Here is a 16,706-nt window from a genome sequence, read left to right as displayed (position 1 = left end):
AACCCCCCTTCCAAGACGCCGACGGCCTCCATGGTGTGCTGACCTGCGGTCCAGGAGGGTGGAGGTACGAGGGGCGACCGGTACGACACCCAGGCGCGGGACGAGAGAAGGACGACGCCGATGGCCACGGATTACGGACAGAGCTACGGGTTCCTGGAGGAGCCGCGGCGGCGTCGGCTGCCGGCCGGGCTGCGGGCGCCGTTCGAGGGGCGCACCTGGCGGGAGTTCGGATACGTACTGCTGAGCCTGCCGGTCAGCATCCTGCTGTTCACGTACGCCGTGACGATGGTCTCGATCGGTGCCGGGCTGCTGGTGACCTTCCTCGGGATTCCGGTCCTGGCGGCGGGGCTCGCCGGGTGCCGGGGGTTCGGGGCGATGGAGCGGGCGCGGGCGCGCGGGATGCTGGGGCTCGAGGTCGCCGATCCGGAGCCGTTGCGGATGCGGGGGCACGGGTTCCTGGCCTGGATGGGGGCGGTGCTGAAGAGCGGTGCCTCGTGGCGGGCGCTGCTGTACTCGGTGATCCAGTTGCCGTGGTCGGTGTTCTCCTTCGTGGTCGCCGTGAACTTCTGGGCGTACGGGTGGGCGCTGCTGACGTATCCGCTGTGGTTCTGGGTCTTCCCCGCGTACGCCGGTCAGGACGGGCTTCAGTTGTACGGCGACGAGACGCATCACATCTATCTCGACAACCCCTTCGAGATCGGCGTGACGGCGTTGGTGGGGCTGTTGTTCACGCTGGCCACGCCGTGGATCGTGCGGGCGCTGACCCAGGTCGACCGGGTGTTGGTGCACGGGCTGCTCGGGCCGACGCGGTTGGCGACGCGGGTGGTGGAGCTGGAGTCCGACCGGGGCGTCGTGGTGGACACGGCGGCGGCGGATCTGCGGCGCATCGAGCGGGATCTGCACGACGGGGCGCAGGCGCGGCTGGTCGCGTTGGCGATGGATCTGGGGCTGGCGAAGGAGAAGCTCGTGGAGGATCCGGAGGCGGCGGCTCGGATGGTGGACGAGGCGCACGGTGAGGTGAAGACGGCGTTGCAGGAGCTGCGGGATCTGGCGCGGGGGATTCATCCGGCGGTGCTCACGGATCGGGGGCTCGACGCGGCGCTGTCCGCGGTCGCCTCGCGGTGCACGGTGCCGGTGCAGGTGGAGGTGGATCTGGTGGAGCGGCCTGCGCCGGCGATCGAGGGGATCGCGTACTTCACGGTGTCGGAGCTGCTGCAGAACATCAGCAAGCATGCGCGGGCCACGTGGGCCGGGGTGGATGTGTGGCGGGTGGAGAACCGGCTGATGCTGCAGGTGGTGGACAACGGGGTGGGTGGCGCGAGTGCCTCCGGCGGGTCGGGGCTGGCGGGGTTGGCCGAGCGGCTGGACGCGGTGGACGGGATCTTGGTGGTGGATTCGCCGGTGGGGGGGCCTACGCGGGTCACCGCGGAGTTGCCTTGGCGGGGGGAGCGGGTTTGAGGGGTGGGCTGGGGTGGCGGGTCTGAAGGTGACGGGTGGTGGGGGTTCGCGTCGAAGGTTTCGCCCCCGCCGCCCTTACCCGTTCCCATCCCCAGGGGCTGCCGCCCCTTCGACCCCGCCGCACCCAGAGGGCTCCGCCCCCTGGCCCCACCGTCACCACCAGCCCCCAGCTCACCCGCATAGCCAGCCCCTAGGCCCCACCGTCACCACCAGCCACAGCCCCTAGCCCACCCTCACCACCAGCCCCCAGACCTCAACCCCTAAATCCCAGCCCTCCACCCCCCCAGACCCGCCCTCCCTCACCACCCCCACTCGCTCCCCGCCCTCCCCCACCCGCCCCCGCCTTCTCCCCCTCCATCCGCGATGAATCCCATTGCCACGCCGCAGGTCCGCGTGAATGCTGGAATGCTGGACTTTGCCCGTCGGGATGGCGGGTGCGGAGTTGGGCTCTGGGGGGCCGAGGATCGTGGAGGACAGGGTGCGGGTGGTCATCGCCGAGGATTCAGTGCTGCTCAGGGAGGGGCTGACCCGGCTGCTGACCGACCGCGGGCACGATGTCGTCGCCGGTGTGGGGGACGGGGAGGCGCTGGTCAAGACCATCACCGAGCTCGACGCTCAGGGCGAGCTGCCGGATGTGGTCGTGGCGGATGTGCGGATGCCTCCCACCCATACCGACGAAGGGGTCCGGGCGGCCGTACAGCTGCGCAAGGCGCACCCGGGACTCGGTGTGCTCGTGCTGTCGCAGTACGTCGAGGAGCGGTACGCCACCGAACTTCTCGCCGGGTCCAGCCGTGGCGTCGGCTATCTGCTCAAGGACCGGGTAGCCGAGGTACGTGAGTTCGTGGACGCGGTGGTGCGGGTCGCCGAGGGGGGTACGGCGCTGGACCCGGAGGTCGTCGCGCAGTTGCTGGGGCGCAGCCGCAAGCAGGACGTGCTCGCGGGACTCACCCCGCGGGAGCGTGAGGTGCTGGGGCTGATGGCCGAGGGGCGGACGAACTCGGCGATCGCCCGGCAGTTGGTGGTGAGCGACGGGGCCGTCGAGAAGCACGTCAGCAACATCTTCCTGAAGCTGGGGCTGTCCCCGAGTGACGGGGATCACCGCCGTGTTCTGGCGGTCCTCACCTACCTGAACTCCTGACCACCTGACACCGTGTCAGCCATACGGGTGCGGTCGCCGTCGGCATCGAGCACGGCCGGCGGCGAGGCACAGAACCGAACGGGAGCACTACGCGTCTTGTAGGGAAGCGCCGGGGGGCGAGCAAACCATGACAAGTCAGGGCGACAGGGCGTCTCAAAATCGCGTCCATCATGCGATTGGCCACAGGAAGGCGACCCTTACGGACGTAGGGTTGATCCAGGGAAGGCCTGCGGGAAGGCCTGTCCCGGACAGCCGCCTCGAGGGAGGTCCAGTTCAGTGACCAGTCAGGTCAGTAGCGCAGCGGAGCAGGCCGACGAAGCCGTCGTGGGAGAGCAGCGCAAAGCAGCAGGGGCCAAGGACGTCCGTCGCCTGGACCGGGTGATCATCCGCTTCGCGGGGGACTCAGGCGACGGCATGCAGCTCACCGGCGACCGCTTCACCTCCGAAACGGCCTCCTTCGGCAACGATCTGTCCACTCTCCCCAATTTCCCCGCCGAGATCCGGGCCCCTGCCGGAACCCTGCCGGGTGTCTCGTCCTTCCAGCTGCACTTCGCCGACCACGACATCCTCACCCCGGGCGACGCGCCGAACGTCCTCGTCGCGATGAACCCGGCCGCCCTCAGGGCGAACATCGGCGATCTGCCACGCGGCGCCGAGATCATCGTCAACACGGACGAGTTCACCAAACGGGCGATGCAGAAGGTCGGGTACCAGACCTCACCGCTGGAGGACGGGTCGCTCGACGGGTACAGCCTCCACCCGGTGCCGCTGACGACACTCACGGTGGAGGCACTCAAGGAATTCGACCTGTCCCGCAAAGAGGCCGAGCGCAGCAAGAACATGTTCGCGCTCGGCCTCCTGTCGTGGATGTACCACCGGCCGACCGAGGGCACCGAGAAGTTCCTGGCCTCGAAGTTCGCCAAGAAGCCCGAGATCATGAAGGCGAACCTCGCGGCCTTCCGGGCGGGCTGGAACTTCGGCGAGACGACCGAGGACTTCGCGGTCTCCTACGAGGTCGCCCCGGCCGCCACCGCCTTCCCGGTCGGCACCTACCGCAACATCTTGGGCAACCTCGCCCTGTCCTACGGACTGGTCACCGCGTCCCGCCAGGCGGACCTGCCGCTGTTCCTGGGGTCGTACCCGATCACCCCGGCGTCCGACATCCTGCACGAGCTGAGCAAGCACAAGAACTTCGGTGTCCGCACCTTCCAGGCGGAGGACGAGATCGCGGGCATCGGCGCGGCGCTGGGCGCGGCTTTCGGCGGCTCGCTGGCGGTGACGACGACGAGCGGCCCGGGTGTGGCGCTCAAGAGCGAGACCATCGGCCTGGCGGTCTCCCTGGAACTGCCGCTGCTCGTCATCGACATCCAGCGCGGCGGTCCGTCCACCGGGCTGCCGACCAAGACCGAGCAGGCGGACCTGCTCCAGGCCATGTTCGGCCGCAACGGCGAGGCCCCGGTCCCGGTGGTCGCGCCCCGCACCCCGGCCGACTGCTTCGACGCCGCCCTGGAAGCCGCCCGCATCGCGCTCGCCTACCGCACCCCGGTGATGCTGCTCTCCGACGGCTACCTCGCCAACGGCAGCGAACCGTGGCGCATCCCGGAGCTGGACGAACTCCCCGACCTCACCGTGCAGTTCGCGCAGGGGCCGAACCACACCCTGGAGGACGGCAGCGAGGTCTTCTGGCCGTACAAGCGCGACCCGCAGACCCTCGCCCGCCCCTGGGCCGTCCCCGGAACGCCCGGCCTGGAACACCGCATCGGCGGCATCGAGAAGCAGGACGGCACGGGCAACATCTCCTACGACCCCGCCAACCACGACTTCATGGTCCGCACCCGGCAGGCCAAGATCGACGGCATCGACGTACCCGATGTCGAGGTCGACGACCCGCACGAGGCGCGCACCCTGGTGCTCGGCTGGGGGTCGACGTACGGCCCGATCACCGCCGCCGTGCGCCGGCTGCGGGCGGCCGGGGAGTCCGTCGCGCAGGCGCATCTGCGCCACCTCAACCCGTTCCCGCGGAATCTCGGCACGGTTCTGCGGCGTTACGACAAGGTGGTGATCCCCGAGATGAACCTCGGGCAGCTCGCCACGCTGATCCGGGCGAAGTACCTGGTCGACGCGCACTCGTACAACCAGGTCAACGGTATGCCGTTCAAGGCCGAACAGCTCGCCACGGCTCTCAAGGAGGCCATCGATGGCTGAGACGTCCACGGAAGGCACGGGCACGATCGAGGCGCTTTCCCTCGTCCCCAAGGCCGAGGGGCGCCAGGCGATGAAGGACTTCAAGTCCGACCAGGAGGTGCGCTGGTGCCCCGGTTGCGGTGACTACGCGATCCTGGCGGCGGTGCAGGGCTTCATGCCCGAACTCGGCCTGGCCAAGGAGAACATCGTCTTCGTCTCGGGCATCGGCTGCTCCTCCCGCTTCCCGTACTACATGAACACGTACGGCATGCACTCCATCCACGGCCGCGCGCCCGCGATCGCCACCGGACTGGCCACCAGCAGGCGGGACTTGAGCGTGTGGGTGGTGACGGGGGACGGGGACGCGCTGTCGATCGGCGGCAACCACCTCATCCACGCCCTGCGCCGCAACGTCAACTTGAAGATCCTGCTCTTCAACAACCGGATCTACGGCCTGACCAAGGGCCAGTACTCCCCCACCTCCGAGGTCGGGAAGATCACGAAGTCGACGCCCATGGGCTCGCTGGACGCGCCCTTCAACCCGGTGTCGCTGGCGATCGGCGCGGAGGCTTCGTTCGTGGCGCGCACGGTCGACTCCGACCGCAAGCACCTCACCGAGGTCCTGCGGCAGGCCGCCGCCCACCCCGGCACCGCGCTGATCGAGATCTACCAGAACTGCAACATCTTCAACGACGGCGCCTTCGATGTCCTCAAGGACAAGCAGCAGGCCGAGGAGGCGGTGATCCGCCTCGAACACGGCCGGCCGATCCGCTTCGGCGCCGACGGCGCGAAGGGGGTCGTACGGGACCGTCTGACCGGTGATCTGAAGGTGGTGGCGGTGACGCCGGAGAACGAGGCGGACATCCTGGTCCACGACGCCCACGCGGCCTCGCCGACCACGGCTTTCGCCCTCTCCCGACTCGCCGACCCGGACACCCTGCACCACACCCCGATCGGCGTGCTCCGTTCCGTGGACCGGCCGGTGTACGACACCCAGATGGCCGACCAGCTCGACACGGCGATCGAGCAGAACGGCAAGGGGGATCTGGCGGCGCTGCTGGCGGGTGGGGACACCTGGACGGTCGTCGGCTGACGGTCCTGCGGTATGCATGGCGGGGCCTGGGTGCGGATCGCGCGCCCAGGCCCTTTTCCTGTGTCAGGCGTCGGGGATGTCCCGCTTGGCCCTGATCAGCGTCTCGCGCGTGATGACGACGATGCGCTCGTCGTCGGCGCGGGCTGCGTCGGAGGGGAGGTGGGGGTCGAGTTCGGCGGTGGCCTCGGTGCCGATGACGGCGAAGTTGCCGTCGGTCAGTTCGAAGACGTCGGGGCAGGTCTGACCCGTCGCGCTGCCTCTCTGGAGGGGAGTCCAGCCCAGTCTTCGGGAGATGAGGCGGGCTTGGGGGGCGTCGAACACCACGATGTGCTCCTTTGGGGGGGTGTAATGCGCGACTCGCCTACGACACGCCACCACATGAGCGGACTTGCCGCGGGCTCTTGATAGATGACCCGCGGAGCCCTCTCTTAGGCCCACTCGTTAGCGTGATCACGTGCGGCCGGGGCGCGCGCGAGGACGCCCGCCCGGAGTTCAGGTGCGGCTCTTCACCTCGTCGTACGCCTCGCGCGCCTTCTCCACGTCCCCCATCCGCTTCTCCGTCCACACCGCCAGCCCCCGCACCTGTTCCGCCGCCTCCCGGCCCAGTTCGGTCAGGGAGTAGTCCACCCGCGGCGGGATCACCGGCTTGGCATCCCGATGCACCAGGCCGTCGCGTTCCAGGGTCTGCAGGGTCTGGGTCAGCATCTTCTCGCTGACGCCCCGGCCGTAGCCGCCGATCGCCCGCCGCAGCTCGCTGAAGCGGTGCGGGCGGTCCAGCAGCTCGATGAGGATCAGCACGCCCCAGCGGCTGGTCACGTGCTCCAGGACGAGGCGGTACGGGCACATCGCCTCGGCGTTCGTCTCCGCGCTACTTACTGCCATGCCAGTACCTTACTTCAAAGTGGGTACTTTCCATCAGTTAGCGCAGTCTCTAGGGTTAGTGCTATCCGCACCCCACAAGGAGAACGCAGATCATGAGCATCGTCGTCACCGGAGCCAACGGCCACCTGGGCCGCCACGTCATCGAGCAGCTGCTGGAGAGGGTCCCGGCCGACCAGGTCACCGCGGTCGTGCGCAGCGCGGAGAAGGGCGCCGATCTCGCCGCGAAGGGCGTGAAGATCGCCGTCGCCGACTACAACACCCCGGAGACGTTCGACGGCGTCTTCGCGGCGGGCGACAAGGTGCTGCTGATCTCCGGCAGCGAGGTCGGCAACGACCGCCCCGGCCAGCACAAGGTCGTCATCGACGCCGCCGAGGCCGCCGGCGTCGCCCTGCTCGCCTACACCAGCGCCCCCGGCACCCTCAGCGCCGCGCTCGCCGACGACCACCGCGCCACCGAGAAGACGCTCCTCGCCTCCGGCCTGCCGTACGTGCTGCTGCGCAACGGCTGGTACCACGAGAACTACACCGAGCAGCTCGCCCCGGTCCTGGAGCACAACGCCGTGGTCGCCGCCGCCGGTGAGGGCCGCGTCTCCTCCGCCTCGCGCGCCGACTACGCCGCCGCCGCGGTCGCGGTGCTCACCGGCGAGGGGCACGAGAACCGGACGTACGAGCTCGGCGGTGACACCGCCTGGAGCTTCGCCGAGTACGCGGCCGAGCTCAGCAAGCAGACCGGCAAGGAGATCGCCTACAACTCCGTGCCCGGGGAGGTCCTGGTCGGCATCCTGACCGGTGCCGGGCTGCCCGAGCCGTTCGCCGCGATCCTCGCCGGCGTGGACGCCTCCATAGCCAAGGGCGAGCTGGTCGTCGACTCCGGTGACCTGTCGCGGCTGACCGGCCGGCCGACGACGCCGATCGCCGACGCCATCGCTGCCGCACTCAAGGGCTGACCGCCCCCGCAGGCCCCCCACCTCCGCCTGTCATGACCGTATAGCGATACGGGCATGACAGGCGGGGGTGCTCGGCGTTACCTTCATGCGGGCGACACATGTGAGAAGGAGGGCCCGTGAGCGGGAAGCCGAGCGGTGAGCGACGCACAGGTTTGCTGAACGGCTTCGCGGCGTACGGGATGTGGGGGTTGTTCCCCCTGTACTTCCCGCTGCTCAAGCCGGCCGGGCCGTTCGAGGTGCTGGCCCACCGGATGGTGTGGTCCCTGCTCGTCGTCGCCCTCGCCCTGCTCGTCCTGCGCCGCTGGGCGTGGGCCGGGGAACTGCTGCGCCAGCCCCGGCGGCTCGCGCTGATCGCGGTCGCGGCGGCCGTCATCGCCGTCAACTGGGGCGTCTACATCTGGGCCGTGAACAACGACCGGGTCGTCGAGGCCTCGCTCGGCTACTTCATCAACCCGCTCGTCACCATCGCGATGGGCGTGCTGCTCCTCAAGGAGCGGCTGCGGCCCGTGCAGTGGGCGGCGGTCGGGGTCGGCGCCGGTGCCGTGGTCGTCCTGACCGTCGGGTACGGGCGTCCGCCGTGGATCTCGCTGATCCTCGCCTTCTCCTTCGCCACCTACGGCCTGGTGAAGAAGAAGGTCAACCTCGGCGGCCTGGAATCGCTGGCCGCCGAGACCGCGATGCAGTTCCTGCCCGCGGCCGGTTACCTGATCTGGCTGGCCTCGCGCGGCGACGCCACCATCCTCACCGAGGGCCCGGGGCACGCCGCCATGCTCGCCGGGACCGGCCTGGTCACCGCGCTGCCCCTCATCTGCTTCGGCGCCGCCGCGATCCGGGTGCCGCTGTCCACGCTCGGTCTGCTCCAGTACCTGGCGCCGGTCTTCCAGTTCCTGCTCGGCGTCCTCTACTTCGGCGAGGACATGCCGCCCGAGCGCTGGGCGGGCTTCGCGCTGGTCTGGCTGGCGCTGTCGCTGCTGACCTGGGACGCCCTGCGCTCGGCCCGCAGGCTGAGGGCACAGGTCAGCAGGCCCGGCGTCACCATCACCACCGGCACCACGAGCGCCGCGCGGAAGGCCGACAGCGTCGCCGCCGGACCCGACCCGGTCGACGCCACGCCGTAGACGGCGGTCACCGCCGAGATCCCGACCGCCGAGCCGAACCGGGTCGACGTCGTCAGCAGCCGCTCGCGGTGTCCGTGGCCAGGCCGGGATCCGATCGGATCGACGGGATCGCGACCGCCATCATGGCGATGTCGGCGTCCTCCGGGAAGATCGTTCCGCAGCGGACGAGGAGCAGCGCCCACGCGCGCCTGCCCGTGACAGATCGGCTCCCCTCCCGGCGCCGAGGTTTATTAGGACTGCTCCTGACCTACTGCGCGGCTATAACTGTTCCCATGTCGCAGACAACACCCGCATCCGCGCCGATCCCCGCCCCCGCCCCCGTGCACTGGAAGCTCGTCGTCGACTGCGTGAACCCGCAGTCGCAGGCCGACTTCTGGGCCGCCGCGCTGCACTACACGATCGAGGACAACGACGCCCTCATCCAACGGCTTCTGGGGTTCGGCGCGCTGCCGCGCGAGGCCACCGTCGAATTCCACGGCCGGCTCGCCTTCCGCGACCTGCTGGGTGTACGACACCCCGAGGACCCCTACGACGCGGACAGCGGGACCGGTCTCGGCCGACGGCTGCTGTTCCAGCGCGTGGCGGAGGAGAAGACCGCGAAGAACCGCCTGCACCTCGACCTCCACCCGGGCGACGGGCTGCGCGAGGCCGAGGTCGAGCGGCTGACGGGGCTCGGGGCGAGCGTGCTGCGGGAGGTGAAGGAGCCCTCGGGCGCCTGGGTGGTGATGGCGGACCCGGAGGGGAACGAGTTCTGCGTGCACTGAGCCACCCCGCCCCGGCACACCCACCCGCCGCCCGGTATACGAACACCCTGTCCTGATACCGCTCTTGACGGCCAGTCAGTCCCAGCTTCACCATCCAGGCACCCCATTCACTGTGGAATCCCTGTGATTCCCGAGGAATTCGGAGCCCCCCACGATGAAGCTCTCGATTCCCGGACGCGCCACGGCCACCGCCGTCACCGCGGCCGCGACTCTCCTGGTCGGCGGATCCATAGCCGGGGCGGCCCCCGCCCCGCAGCCCGCGGTGGCCGCCGCCCCGGACATCCCCGTCGCCAATGTCAAGGCGCACCTGACCCAGCTCCAGTCGATCGCCACCGCCAACGGCGGCAACCGTGCGCACGGCCGCGCCGGCTACAAGGCCTCGCTCGACTACGTGAAGGCCAAGCTGGACGCGGCCGGGTACACCACGACCGTCCAGCAGTTCACGTCCTCCGGCCGCACCGGCTACAACCTGATCGCGGACTGGCCGGGAGGCGACACCAACCAGGTCGTCATGTCCGGCTCGCACCTGGACAGCGTCACCGCCGGGCCCGGCATCAACGACAACGGCTCCGGCTCGGCCGCGGTCCTGGAGACCGCGCTCGCCGTGTCCCGGGCCGGCTACCAGCCCGCCAAGCACCTGAGGTTCGCCTGGTGGGGCGCGGAGGAGCTGGGCCTGGTCGGCTCCCGCTACTACGTCAACAACCTGTCCTCGACCAACAGGGCCAAGATCAGCGGCTACTTGAACTTCGACATGATCGGCTCGCCCAATCCCGGCTACTTCGTCTACGACGACGATCCCGCGATCGAGAAGACCTTCAAGGACTACTACGCCGGCCTCGGCGTCGCCACCGAGATCGAGACCGAGGGCGACGGCCGCTCCGACCACGCCCCCTTCAAGAACGCGGGCGTGCCGGTCGGCGGCCTGTTCAGCGGCGCCGACTACATCAAGACGGCGGCGCAGGCGGCCAAGTGGGGCGGTACGTCGGGACAGGCCTTCGACCGCAGCTACCACTCGTCCTGCGACACCACGTCCAACATCAACGACACGGCGCTGAACCGGAACAGCGACGCGATCGCGTACGCGGTGTGGGCCCTGTCGTCGTAGTCCGCGTCCACGGGCCTACTGGCTGAGCCTGCGGGCGCGTTCGGCGAGGCGGTTCATGCGGGCGCGGGCGGACTCCAGCTGCTCGACGTCCTCGGCCGCGGGACCGTCCTCGTGGGTCAGCTCGGTCCACAGCCCGATCAGGTCCACGCCCATGCGCAGGCCCAGCTCCGGGTCGCGTACGGCACGCCAGGCGGTCGCCGCGCTCTGGACGTTGCCGTACGCGGCCTCCGCGTCCCGGGCCCGGCGGCGGGTCCGCGCCAGGTCCAGGGAGAGCTCGAAGGCGCGCACCGGGTCTCCGGCCAAGTAGGCGATGTAGGCGGTGAGTTCGAGCAGGCGCAGCACTTCCCGGTGCTCCGCGCCCAGCGCGCCCGAGGCCTGCACCACGGTCTGCTCGGCCAGTTGGGCCGCCGCCGCTATCCGGCCCTCCTTGACCGCCTCGTTGATCCGGGCCATCGGCTCGGCGAGCATCGCGGTACCGCCCCCGTCGTAGGCGGTCGCCGGATCGTCCCCGAGCACCGCCTCGGCCACGGCGTCGAAGCCGCGGGGCGGGGTGGGCCTGGGGTCGGGGTCGTCGAGCCGTGCGGACGCGTCGAGGCCGAGGGCGGGCTTCCGGGACACATCGGCCGCGGGTGCTGCGGGTGCCGCGGGTGAGTCCGTGGGGGGTACGTCCGTCCGCGGCGCGTCCATCACCGGCGGAGGGCCGAACTGTCCCGTCGGGGGTGCGACCGTGCCCGGCGCCGCGTCCGCCACCCACTCCGGGACGGCCCGCAGCCGGAACGTGGGCGCGGCGTCGCGCGCCTCCGGCGCCTCGGCGGCGGCGTCCGGGGCGGTCTCGGGGGCGGCCTCAGGGTCGGCCTCGGGGACGGATCGCAGCAGGAAGGTCGCGGGCTCGGACGGGGCACGGAGGAGGTGGGTGGGTTTGTCGCGCTGCGGCCGGTCGTCGGCGGCGTCCGGGGCGGTTCCGGGGGCGGATGCGGGCGTGGCTGCGGGCGTAGATGCGGGGGCGGGCGCGGCAGGTGGGGTCACCGGCGTCGCGGGAGCCGCGGGCGCGGGAGGAGCCAAAGGAGCCGAAGCGGCCACCGGAGCCGCCGGAGCCGCATGCGTCTCCTCCTGTCCCGCCGCCGTCGGCCACGCCGTCCGCCCCACTCCCGCCGGCGGGGCCGTGGGCCGCGGCTCGGCCGTGAACTGGCTGGAGCCGTCCCGCTCGATCCGCAGGGCGACGACATAGCCGATGCGCTCGTCGCGGACCGTGGCGTGGACCGGGTGACCGGTGGCGAGGGCGATGCGGTGCAGGTGGTTCAGGACGGTGTGCTGGATCTCCTCGCCGGGCACCGCGCCGACCGGCACCCCGCCGACCGTGGCACCCCCCGGTCCGACCAGCACATCGAGGGGCGCCGCCGCGAGCACGGCATCCTGCTGTTCCCTCTTCTCACGGCCAAGTCGCGACATCGTTCCCTCACTCGGTGCGTCGGGGAGTGGGCGGACGGCGTGTTCGAGTCCCATGGTGCTCCCTCCGGCCATCGGCCAACCGCTCCCCGGCGTCAAGAGCCGGTCGTACACGTACTGTTGAGTAGTCTCTCCGCTCGCTCCCGGTACTCACGTCACCGTGACGTCACAGACTCGTCCCAGGCGGCCGGGGGGGACGACTCGGGGAAGGAGACCGTACGTGCAGCAGGGGCCGGAGATCTGGATCCGCGGGCCGGTGGCCGTACCGCAGGACCCGCCGCCGCAGCCCGCCCATGCCACCGCCACGGCACGGCGTTTCTCCTGGGTCGGCACCCACGGCGGGGCCGGCACCTCCACTCTCTCATCCGTCTACGGCGGCCACGACTGCGGCCGGGACTGGCCCGGCCCCGCCGATCCCCCGTCGGTGCTGCTGGTGGCCCGCACCCACGCGGCCGGGCTCGCCGCCGTACTGCGCGCCCTGGAGGTCTTCCGGCGCGGCGCGGCACCTCAGGGGCTGGACCTGGACGCGGTGGTCCTGGTCGCGGACGCGCCGGGCCGGCTCCCCAAGCAGCTCGCCCGGCACGTCAAGCTCATCGAGTCGGTGATCGACGTGTACCGCGTGCCGTGGGTCCCGGCCTGGCGCCTCGGCGACCTGTCCGGCCATCCGCCGCGGGAGACGGCGCCACTGGCCCGGCTGACCGGCGCGGCCGGGCGACCGCACTGAGCCGCTCGGACGCCCCTTGGAGAATTACTTGCGCGCGCATAAGATGCGGATGCATTTATGATGCAGATGCAAGTAACCCGCGTACGCCACTACCGCCTGGAGCTCTCATGACGCGCCGCTTCCTGTTCCTCCTGGCCAGCAGTCGCACCGACGGCAACACCGAGCTGCTGGCCCGCCGGGCCGCCGAGCAGTTGCCCGAGGACGTCGAGCAGCGGTGGATCGACCTCGCGGAGCATCCGCTGCCCGATTTCGAGGACCTGCGGCACGACAGCGACCACGTGCGCCCGGTCGACGGGGCCACGGGGCTGCTCTTCGACGCCACGATCGCCGCCACCGACATCGTGATCGCGTCGCCGCTGTACTGGTACTCGCTCTCCGGCCAGGCCAAGCGCTACCTCGACTACTGGTCGGGCTGGCTGCGCACCCCCGGCGTCGACTTCAAGGCGACGATGACGGGGCGCACCCTGTGGGGCGTCACCGCGCTCGCCCACGAGGAGTTCGAGGTCGCAGATCCGCTGGTCGGCACCCTCAACAACTCGGCGGCGTACATGGGGATGCGGTTCGGCGGGGTGCTGCTCGGCAACGGCAGCAAGCCGGGCGACGTCCTGCGGGACACGGAGGCGCTGACGCGCGCGAAGACGTTCTTCGCGCAGGAGGCGCCGCTCGCCCGCTTCCCCTACGAGGAGGTCCCGGCTACGCCGTGACGTCCTTCGTCGTGAACCTCGCCCACGCCGCCGAGCCGAACACCGCCGCGTACAGCACCTGGAGGCCGAGGTTCTTCTGCAGGTCGTCCCAGTAGACGGGTTCGCGCATGAGGTCGGCGAAGGACAGCCAGTAGTGCGAGAAGAAGTACGGCTGGAGCGCGTGCAGTTGGGGGATCTGGTCGAGGATCTGGACCGTGATGAGCAGGCCGACGGTCGTCGCCATGGCCGCGATGCCGCTGCCGGTGAGCGTCGAGACGAAGAGGCCCAGCGCCGCCACACCGATCAGTGACGCTGCGACGACCAGGGCGATGAGGAGGGCCCGGCCCAGCCCCTCGGCGAAGGTGATCTGTGTGCCGGAGATGGTCGTCAGATCGCCGAGCGGGAAGAGCAGGGCGCCCACGGCGAGTGCCGAGATCGCCACGACCAGGGTGGCCACCAGGCAGAACGTCATCACCGTCGCGTACTTGGTGAGCAGCAGGCGGGTGCGGCCGGCCGGGGCGACCAGGAGGTAGCGCAGGGTGCCGGCGTTGGCCTCGCCGGCGATCGCGTCGCCCGCGATCACGCCGATGGCCATGGGGAGGAAGAAGGGCAGCGTTGCGGCCAACGCCGTGAACACCAGGAAGAGGCCGTTGTTGGTGACCTGGGAGATGAAGGCGGGGCCTTCTCCGCCGTGGCCTTGGCCCACGGCGCCGCCGTCGCTGGTCTCGATCTTGATGGCGATGCCCACGAGGACGGGGACGGCCGCGAGGACGGCGAGCAGGGCGAGGGTGCGCCAGCGGCGAAAGGTCGTCAGCAGTTCACTGCCGAAGAGGGTGCCTCGTAGGGTCGTACGGCGGCTTGCGGTGAGCGGGGGCCGGTCGTGCAGGTCCCCGCGCCCCTGAGCGGCGCTTGTCTCAGCCGGCGACATCGAAGCCCTCCCCCGTCAGGGCTACGAAAGCGTCCTCCAGTGAGGCCCGTTCCATGCCGAACCCTCGGACTCGCACCCCCGCCGTCACCAACGCCGCGTTCAGATCCGCCAGTTCGCCGTCCGGGGGTTCCGCGGTCACCCGGTCCTCCGCCACCACGACGTCACCGATCCCCTGTTCCTTCAGCACCCGTGCCGCCTCCCCCGTGTCCGGCGTCGTCACCACCAGCCTCCCCCTCGCTCCCGCCGCCAGGTCGGCCACCGGGCCCTGAGTGATCAGCCGCCCCTGCGCCATCACCGCCGCATGCGTGCACACCTGCTCGATCTCGTCCAGCAGGTGGGAGGAGAGGAAGACGGTCGTGCCGTCCGAGGCCAACTCCCTGACCAGGGAGCGGATCTCGCGCATGCCCTGGGGGTCCAGGCCGTTGGTCGGCTCGTCGAGGACCAGGAGTCTGCGGGGCTGCAGGAGGGCCGCCGCCAGGCCCAGGCGCTGTTTCATGCCCAGCGAGTACGCCTTCGCCTTCTTGCCCGCCGCCGCCGACAGGCCCACCCGGTCCAGGGCCGTGGCGACACGGGTGTGCCGGGTGCGCGGATCGGCGGTCGGGTCGGCGGCGTCGTAGCGGAGGAGGTTGTCGCGGCCGGAGAGGAAGCCGTAGAGGGCCGGGCCCTCGATGAGGGCGCCGACGTGCGGCAGTACGGCGCGGGTGGCGCGGGGCATCGGGTGGCCCAGGACGCGGGCCGTGCCGGACGTGGGCTCGATGAGGCCCATCAGCATGCGGATGGTGGTGGTCTTGCCGGAGCCGTTGGGGCCGAGGAAGCCGAAGACGCTGCCCGCCGGGACGGTCAGGTCGAGACCGTCGACGGCGAGCTGCCCGCCGCGGTAGCGCTTGGTGAGCGCGCGGGTGTGGATGACGCTGTCACCCGCGCCCTCGGGATGCGGCTCCGTGGCGGGCAGTTGGTCCATCGGCTCCCTCGATTCCCTCGGCAGACGTGCGCGTACGGTGGCTACTTCGCCGCGTCCGCCGCCTTCACCAGCGCGTCCTTGGTCACGGCACCGACGTACACCTTGCCGTCGTCCGTGATCAGCGCGTTGATCAGCCGCGTCTTGAAGACGGTGCCCTTGCCGAACTTGCCGCTCACCTTGTCGCCGAGCGAGTCGAGGAAGCCGCCGAACTCGCCGCCCACCTCGGAGCCGGACGGCATGCCCTGGCCACCGGTGTCGAAGGCGGCGATGGAGTCCCAGCCGTCCCCGATGACGTTCAGCCCCTCCAGGCCCTGGCCGAAGCCGGCGCCGGGAGCCTCGGGGTGCTCCGCGTGCTCCCGCGGGGCGGTGGCGTCCTCCTCCGTGACCTTCGCGCCCTTGGGCGGGGTGAAGTCGAAGGTGGAGGCGGCCGGCCTGGCGAAGCTGACCTGGGTGAAGCCGGCGTCGACGACGGCCGCGCCGCCGCTCGCCGGGGTGAGCGTGAACTTCAGCGGCGTGCCGGTCTTCGCGTCCACGGCGACGGTGATCTGGCCGACGGTGGACCCGTCGTCCTTGGGCTTGATGACGAGCCGGTACGCGTCCCGGCCGGCCACCTGCGCGGTGCCCTCGACCGTCACGGACGTGGTGTCGTCGACCGCCTTGAGGGCGTCGTCGGCGAAGTCCTTGGGCGTGGCCGGTGCTTCCTCGTGCTTCTTCGCGCTCTCGTCGGCGGTGGTGTGGAAGACCTCGTTGGACTTGCTGTCGTAGCCCCAGACGTCCTTGCCGTTGTGGATGAGGCTGTACTCGGCGGCGTCCTCCAGCACCGAGACCTTCTGCCGGTCGGGGCCGTCGGCGGCGATGCGCAGGGTGTGGGTGCCGGTGGCGAGTTCGGTGAGCTTGGCGGAGGGGTCGGCGGACGATCCGTCATCGCCGGACCGCGCGCCGCCGCCGGTCAGGGCGCCGCCCAGGCCGCCGAAGTCGGGCAGGCCCAGATCGGTGGTGATCTTCACGGTGCCGGACAGCTGCTGTACGTCCGACGCGGCGATCTTCTCGACGAGTTCCTGTGCGCTGATCTTCGGCAGGTCGGGGTCGCCGGAGTCGGCGAGCGCCGGGACGAGCCCGATGGTCGCCGCGGCCACCCCCACGACCGCGACCGGGACGACGTACCGCGCGGCCTTGCGCCGGCCGGCGCGCAGGTCCTCGGCCTCCTCCGCGATCGAGTTGTCATCGGTTTCGTACGGTGCCATGTGTGCCCTACCTCCGTCGTCGGCGGCGGCT

At 70.8% G+C, this 16,706-nt stretch carries 16 protein-coding genes; 10 read left to right on the top strand and 6 right to left on the bottom strand.

The window, feature by feature from the left end; all coding sequences use genetic code 11:
- Positions 1 to 120: 120 nt before the first annotated feature.
- From DI272_RS26245 to DI272_RS26225, 4 genes are all read left to right on the top strand, one after another.
- Positions 121 to 1,458 carry a sensor histidine kinase gene (locus DI272_RS26245; protein WP_109497720.1) on the top strand — a complete coding sequence of 446 codons (1,338 nt, stop codon included), beginning with the start codon at positions 121 to 123 and terminating at the stop codon, positions 1,456 to 1,458.
- Positions 1,459 to 1,885: 427 nt separating this feature from the next.
- The gene (locus tag DI272_RS26235; RefSeq protein WP_309221698.1) at positions 1,886 to 2,596 is read left to right on the top strand and encodes a response regulator transcription factor; all 711 of its coding nucleotides are present in this window, start codon (positions 1,886 to 1,888) and stop codon (positions 2,594 to 2,596) included.
- Between the two features lie 276 nt (positions 2,597 to 2,872).
- Positions 2,873 to 4,801 carry a 2-oxoacid:acceptor oxidoreductase subunit alpha gene (locus DI272_RS26230; RefSeq protein WP_109497718.1) on the top strand — a complete coding sequence of 643 codons (1,929 nt, stop codon included), beginning with the start codon at positions 2,873 to 2,875 and terminating at the stop codon, positions 4,799 to 4,801.
- Positions 4,794 to 5,873 carry a 2-oxoacid:ferredoxin oxidoreductase subunit beta gene (locus tag DI272_RS26225; RefSeq protein ID WP_109497717.1) on the top strand — a complete coding sequence of 360 codons (1,080 nt, stop codon included), beginning with the start codon at positions 4,794 to 4,796 and terminating at the stop codon, positions 5,871 to 5,873. Before DI272_RS26230 ends, DI272_RS26225 begins: the two co-directional genes overlap by 8 nt.
- A 63-nt stretch (positions 5,874 to 5,936) precedes the next feature.
- On the opposite strand, the gene DI272_RS26220 is transcribed toward DI272_RS26225, so the two are convergent.
- Together DI272_RS26220 and DI272_RS26215 are read right to left on the bottom strand one after the other, a co-directional pair.
- The gene (locus DI272_RS26220; protein WP_109501045.1) at positions 5,937 to 6,194 is read right to left on the bottom strand and encodes a hypothetical protein; all 258 of its coding nucleotides are present in this window, start codon (positions 6,192 to 6,194) and stop codon (positions 5,937 to 5,939) included.
- Positions 6,195 to 6,365: 171 nt separating this feature from the next.
- On the bottom strand, positions 6,366 to 6,755 hold the full coding sequence (locus DI272_RS26215; protein ID WP_109497716.1) for a helix-turn-helix domain-containing protein: 390 nt from the start codon (positions 6,753 to 6,755) through the stop codon (positions 6,366 to 6,368).
- A 92-nt stretch (positions 6,756 to 6,847) separates the two neighbouring features.
- On the opposite strand from DI272_RS26215, the gene DI272_RS26210 reads away from it, so the two are divergent.
- The 4 genes from DI272_RS26210 (at position 6,848) to DI272_RS26195 (ending at position 10,689) form a co-directional block, all read left to right on the top strand.
- Positions 6,848 to 7,702: an SDR family oxidoreductase gene (locus tag DI272_RS26210; protein WP_109497715.1), complete on the top strand. Its 855-nt coding sequence runs from the start codon at positions 6,848 to 6,850 to the stop codon at positions 7,700 to 7,702.
- A 179-nt stretch (positions 7,703 to 7,881) separates the two neighbouring features.
- On the top strand, positions 7,882 to 8,820 hold the full coding sequence (rarD, locus tag DI272_RS26205; protein WP_375138120.1) for an EamA family transporter RarD: 939 nt from the start codon (positions 7,882 to 7,884) through the stop codon (positions 8,818 to 8,820).
- A 272-nt stretch (positions 8,821 to 9,092) separates the two neighbouring features.
- Positions 9,093 to 9,584: a VOC family protein gene (locus DI272_RS26200; protein ID WP_109497713.1), complete on the top strand. Its 492-nt coding sequence runs from the start codon at positions 9,093 to 9,095 to the stop codon at positions 9,582 to 9,584.
- Between the two features lie 154 nt (positions 9,585 to 9,738).
- Positions 9,739 to 10,689: a M28 family metallopeptidase gene (locus DI272_RS26195; protein ID WP_109497712.1), complete on the top strand. Its 951-nt coding sequence runs from the start codon at positions 9,739 to 9,741 to the stop codon at positions 10,687 to 10,689.
- Between the two features lie 15 nt (positions 10,690 to 10,704).
- On the opposite strand, the gene DI272_RS26190 is transcribed toward DI272_RS26195, so the two are convergent.
- Positions 10,705 to 12,138 carry a hypothetical protein gene (locus tag DI272_RS26190; protein WP_109497711.1) on the bottom strand — a complete coding sequence of 478 codons (1,434 nt, stop codon included), beginning with the start codon at positions 12,136 to 12,138 and terminating at the stop codon, positions 10,705 to 10,707.
- 217 nt (positions 12,139 to 12,355) lie between these two features.
- Here DI272_RS26190 and DI272_RS26185 point away from each other — a divergent pair, with 217 nt between their 5' ends.
- Both DI272_RS26185 and DI272_RS26180 read left to right on the top strand, forming a co-directional pair.
- On the top strand, positions 12,356 to 12,859 hold the full coding sequence (locus DI272_RS26185; protein WP_109497710.1) for a DUF6668 family protein: 504 nt from the start codon (positions 12,356 to 12,358) through the stop codon (positions 12,857 to 12,859).
- Positions 12,860 to 12,966: 107 nt separating this feature from the next.
- A complete protein-coding gene (locus DI272_RS26180; protein ID WP_109497709.1) occupies positions 12,967 to 13,563 on the top strand; it encodes a flavodoxin family protein in 597 nt (198 codons plus the stop codon).
- Here DI272_RS26180 and DI272_RS26175 read toward each other — a convergent pair.
- From DI272_RS26175 to DI272_RS26165, 3 genes are read right to left on the bottom strand one after another with little or no spacing between them, the layout of a single operon-like run.
- Positions 13,553 to 14,470: an ABC transporter permease gene (locus DI272_RS26175; protein WP_109497708.1), complete on the bottom strand. Its 918-nt coding sequence runs from the start codon at positions 14,468 to 14,470 to the stop codon at positions 13,553 to 13,555. The genes DI272_RS26180 and DI272_RS26175 overlap by 11 nt on opposite strands.
- Positions 14,457 to 15,431, bottom strand: a complete 975-nt coding sequence (locus tag DI272_RS26170) for an ABC transporter ATP-binding protein (protein ID WP_109497707.1) — start codon at positions 15,429 to 15,431, stop codon at positions 14,457 to 14,459. Before DI272_RS26170 ends, DI272_RS26175 begins: the two co-directional genes overlap by 14 nt.
- A gap of 41 nt (positions 15,432 to 15,472) precedes the next feature.
- Complete coding sequence (locus tag DI272_RS26165; protein ID WP_109497706.1) at positions 15,473 to 16,675, bottom strand: DUF2092 domain-containing protein; 1,203 nt, start codon at positions 16,673 to 16,675, stop codon at positions 15,473 to 15,475.
- Positions 16,676 to 16,706 lie beyond the last annotated feature (31 nt).

The organism is Streptomyces sp. Act143, assembly GCF_003143935.1.
Classification (GTDB): Bacteria; Actinomycetota; Actinomycetes; order Streptomycetales; family Streptomycetaceae; genus Streptomyces.
Note: the sequence above shows the minus strand (reverse complement) of the source record. Positions and strands in the feature narration are given on the sequence as shown.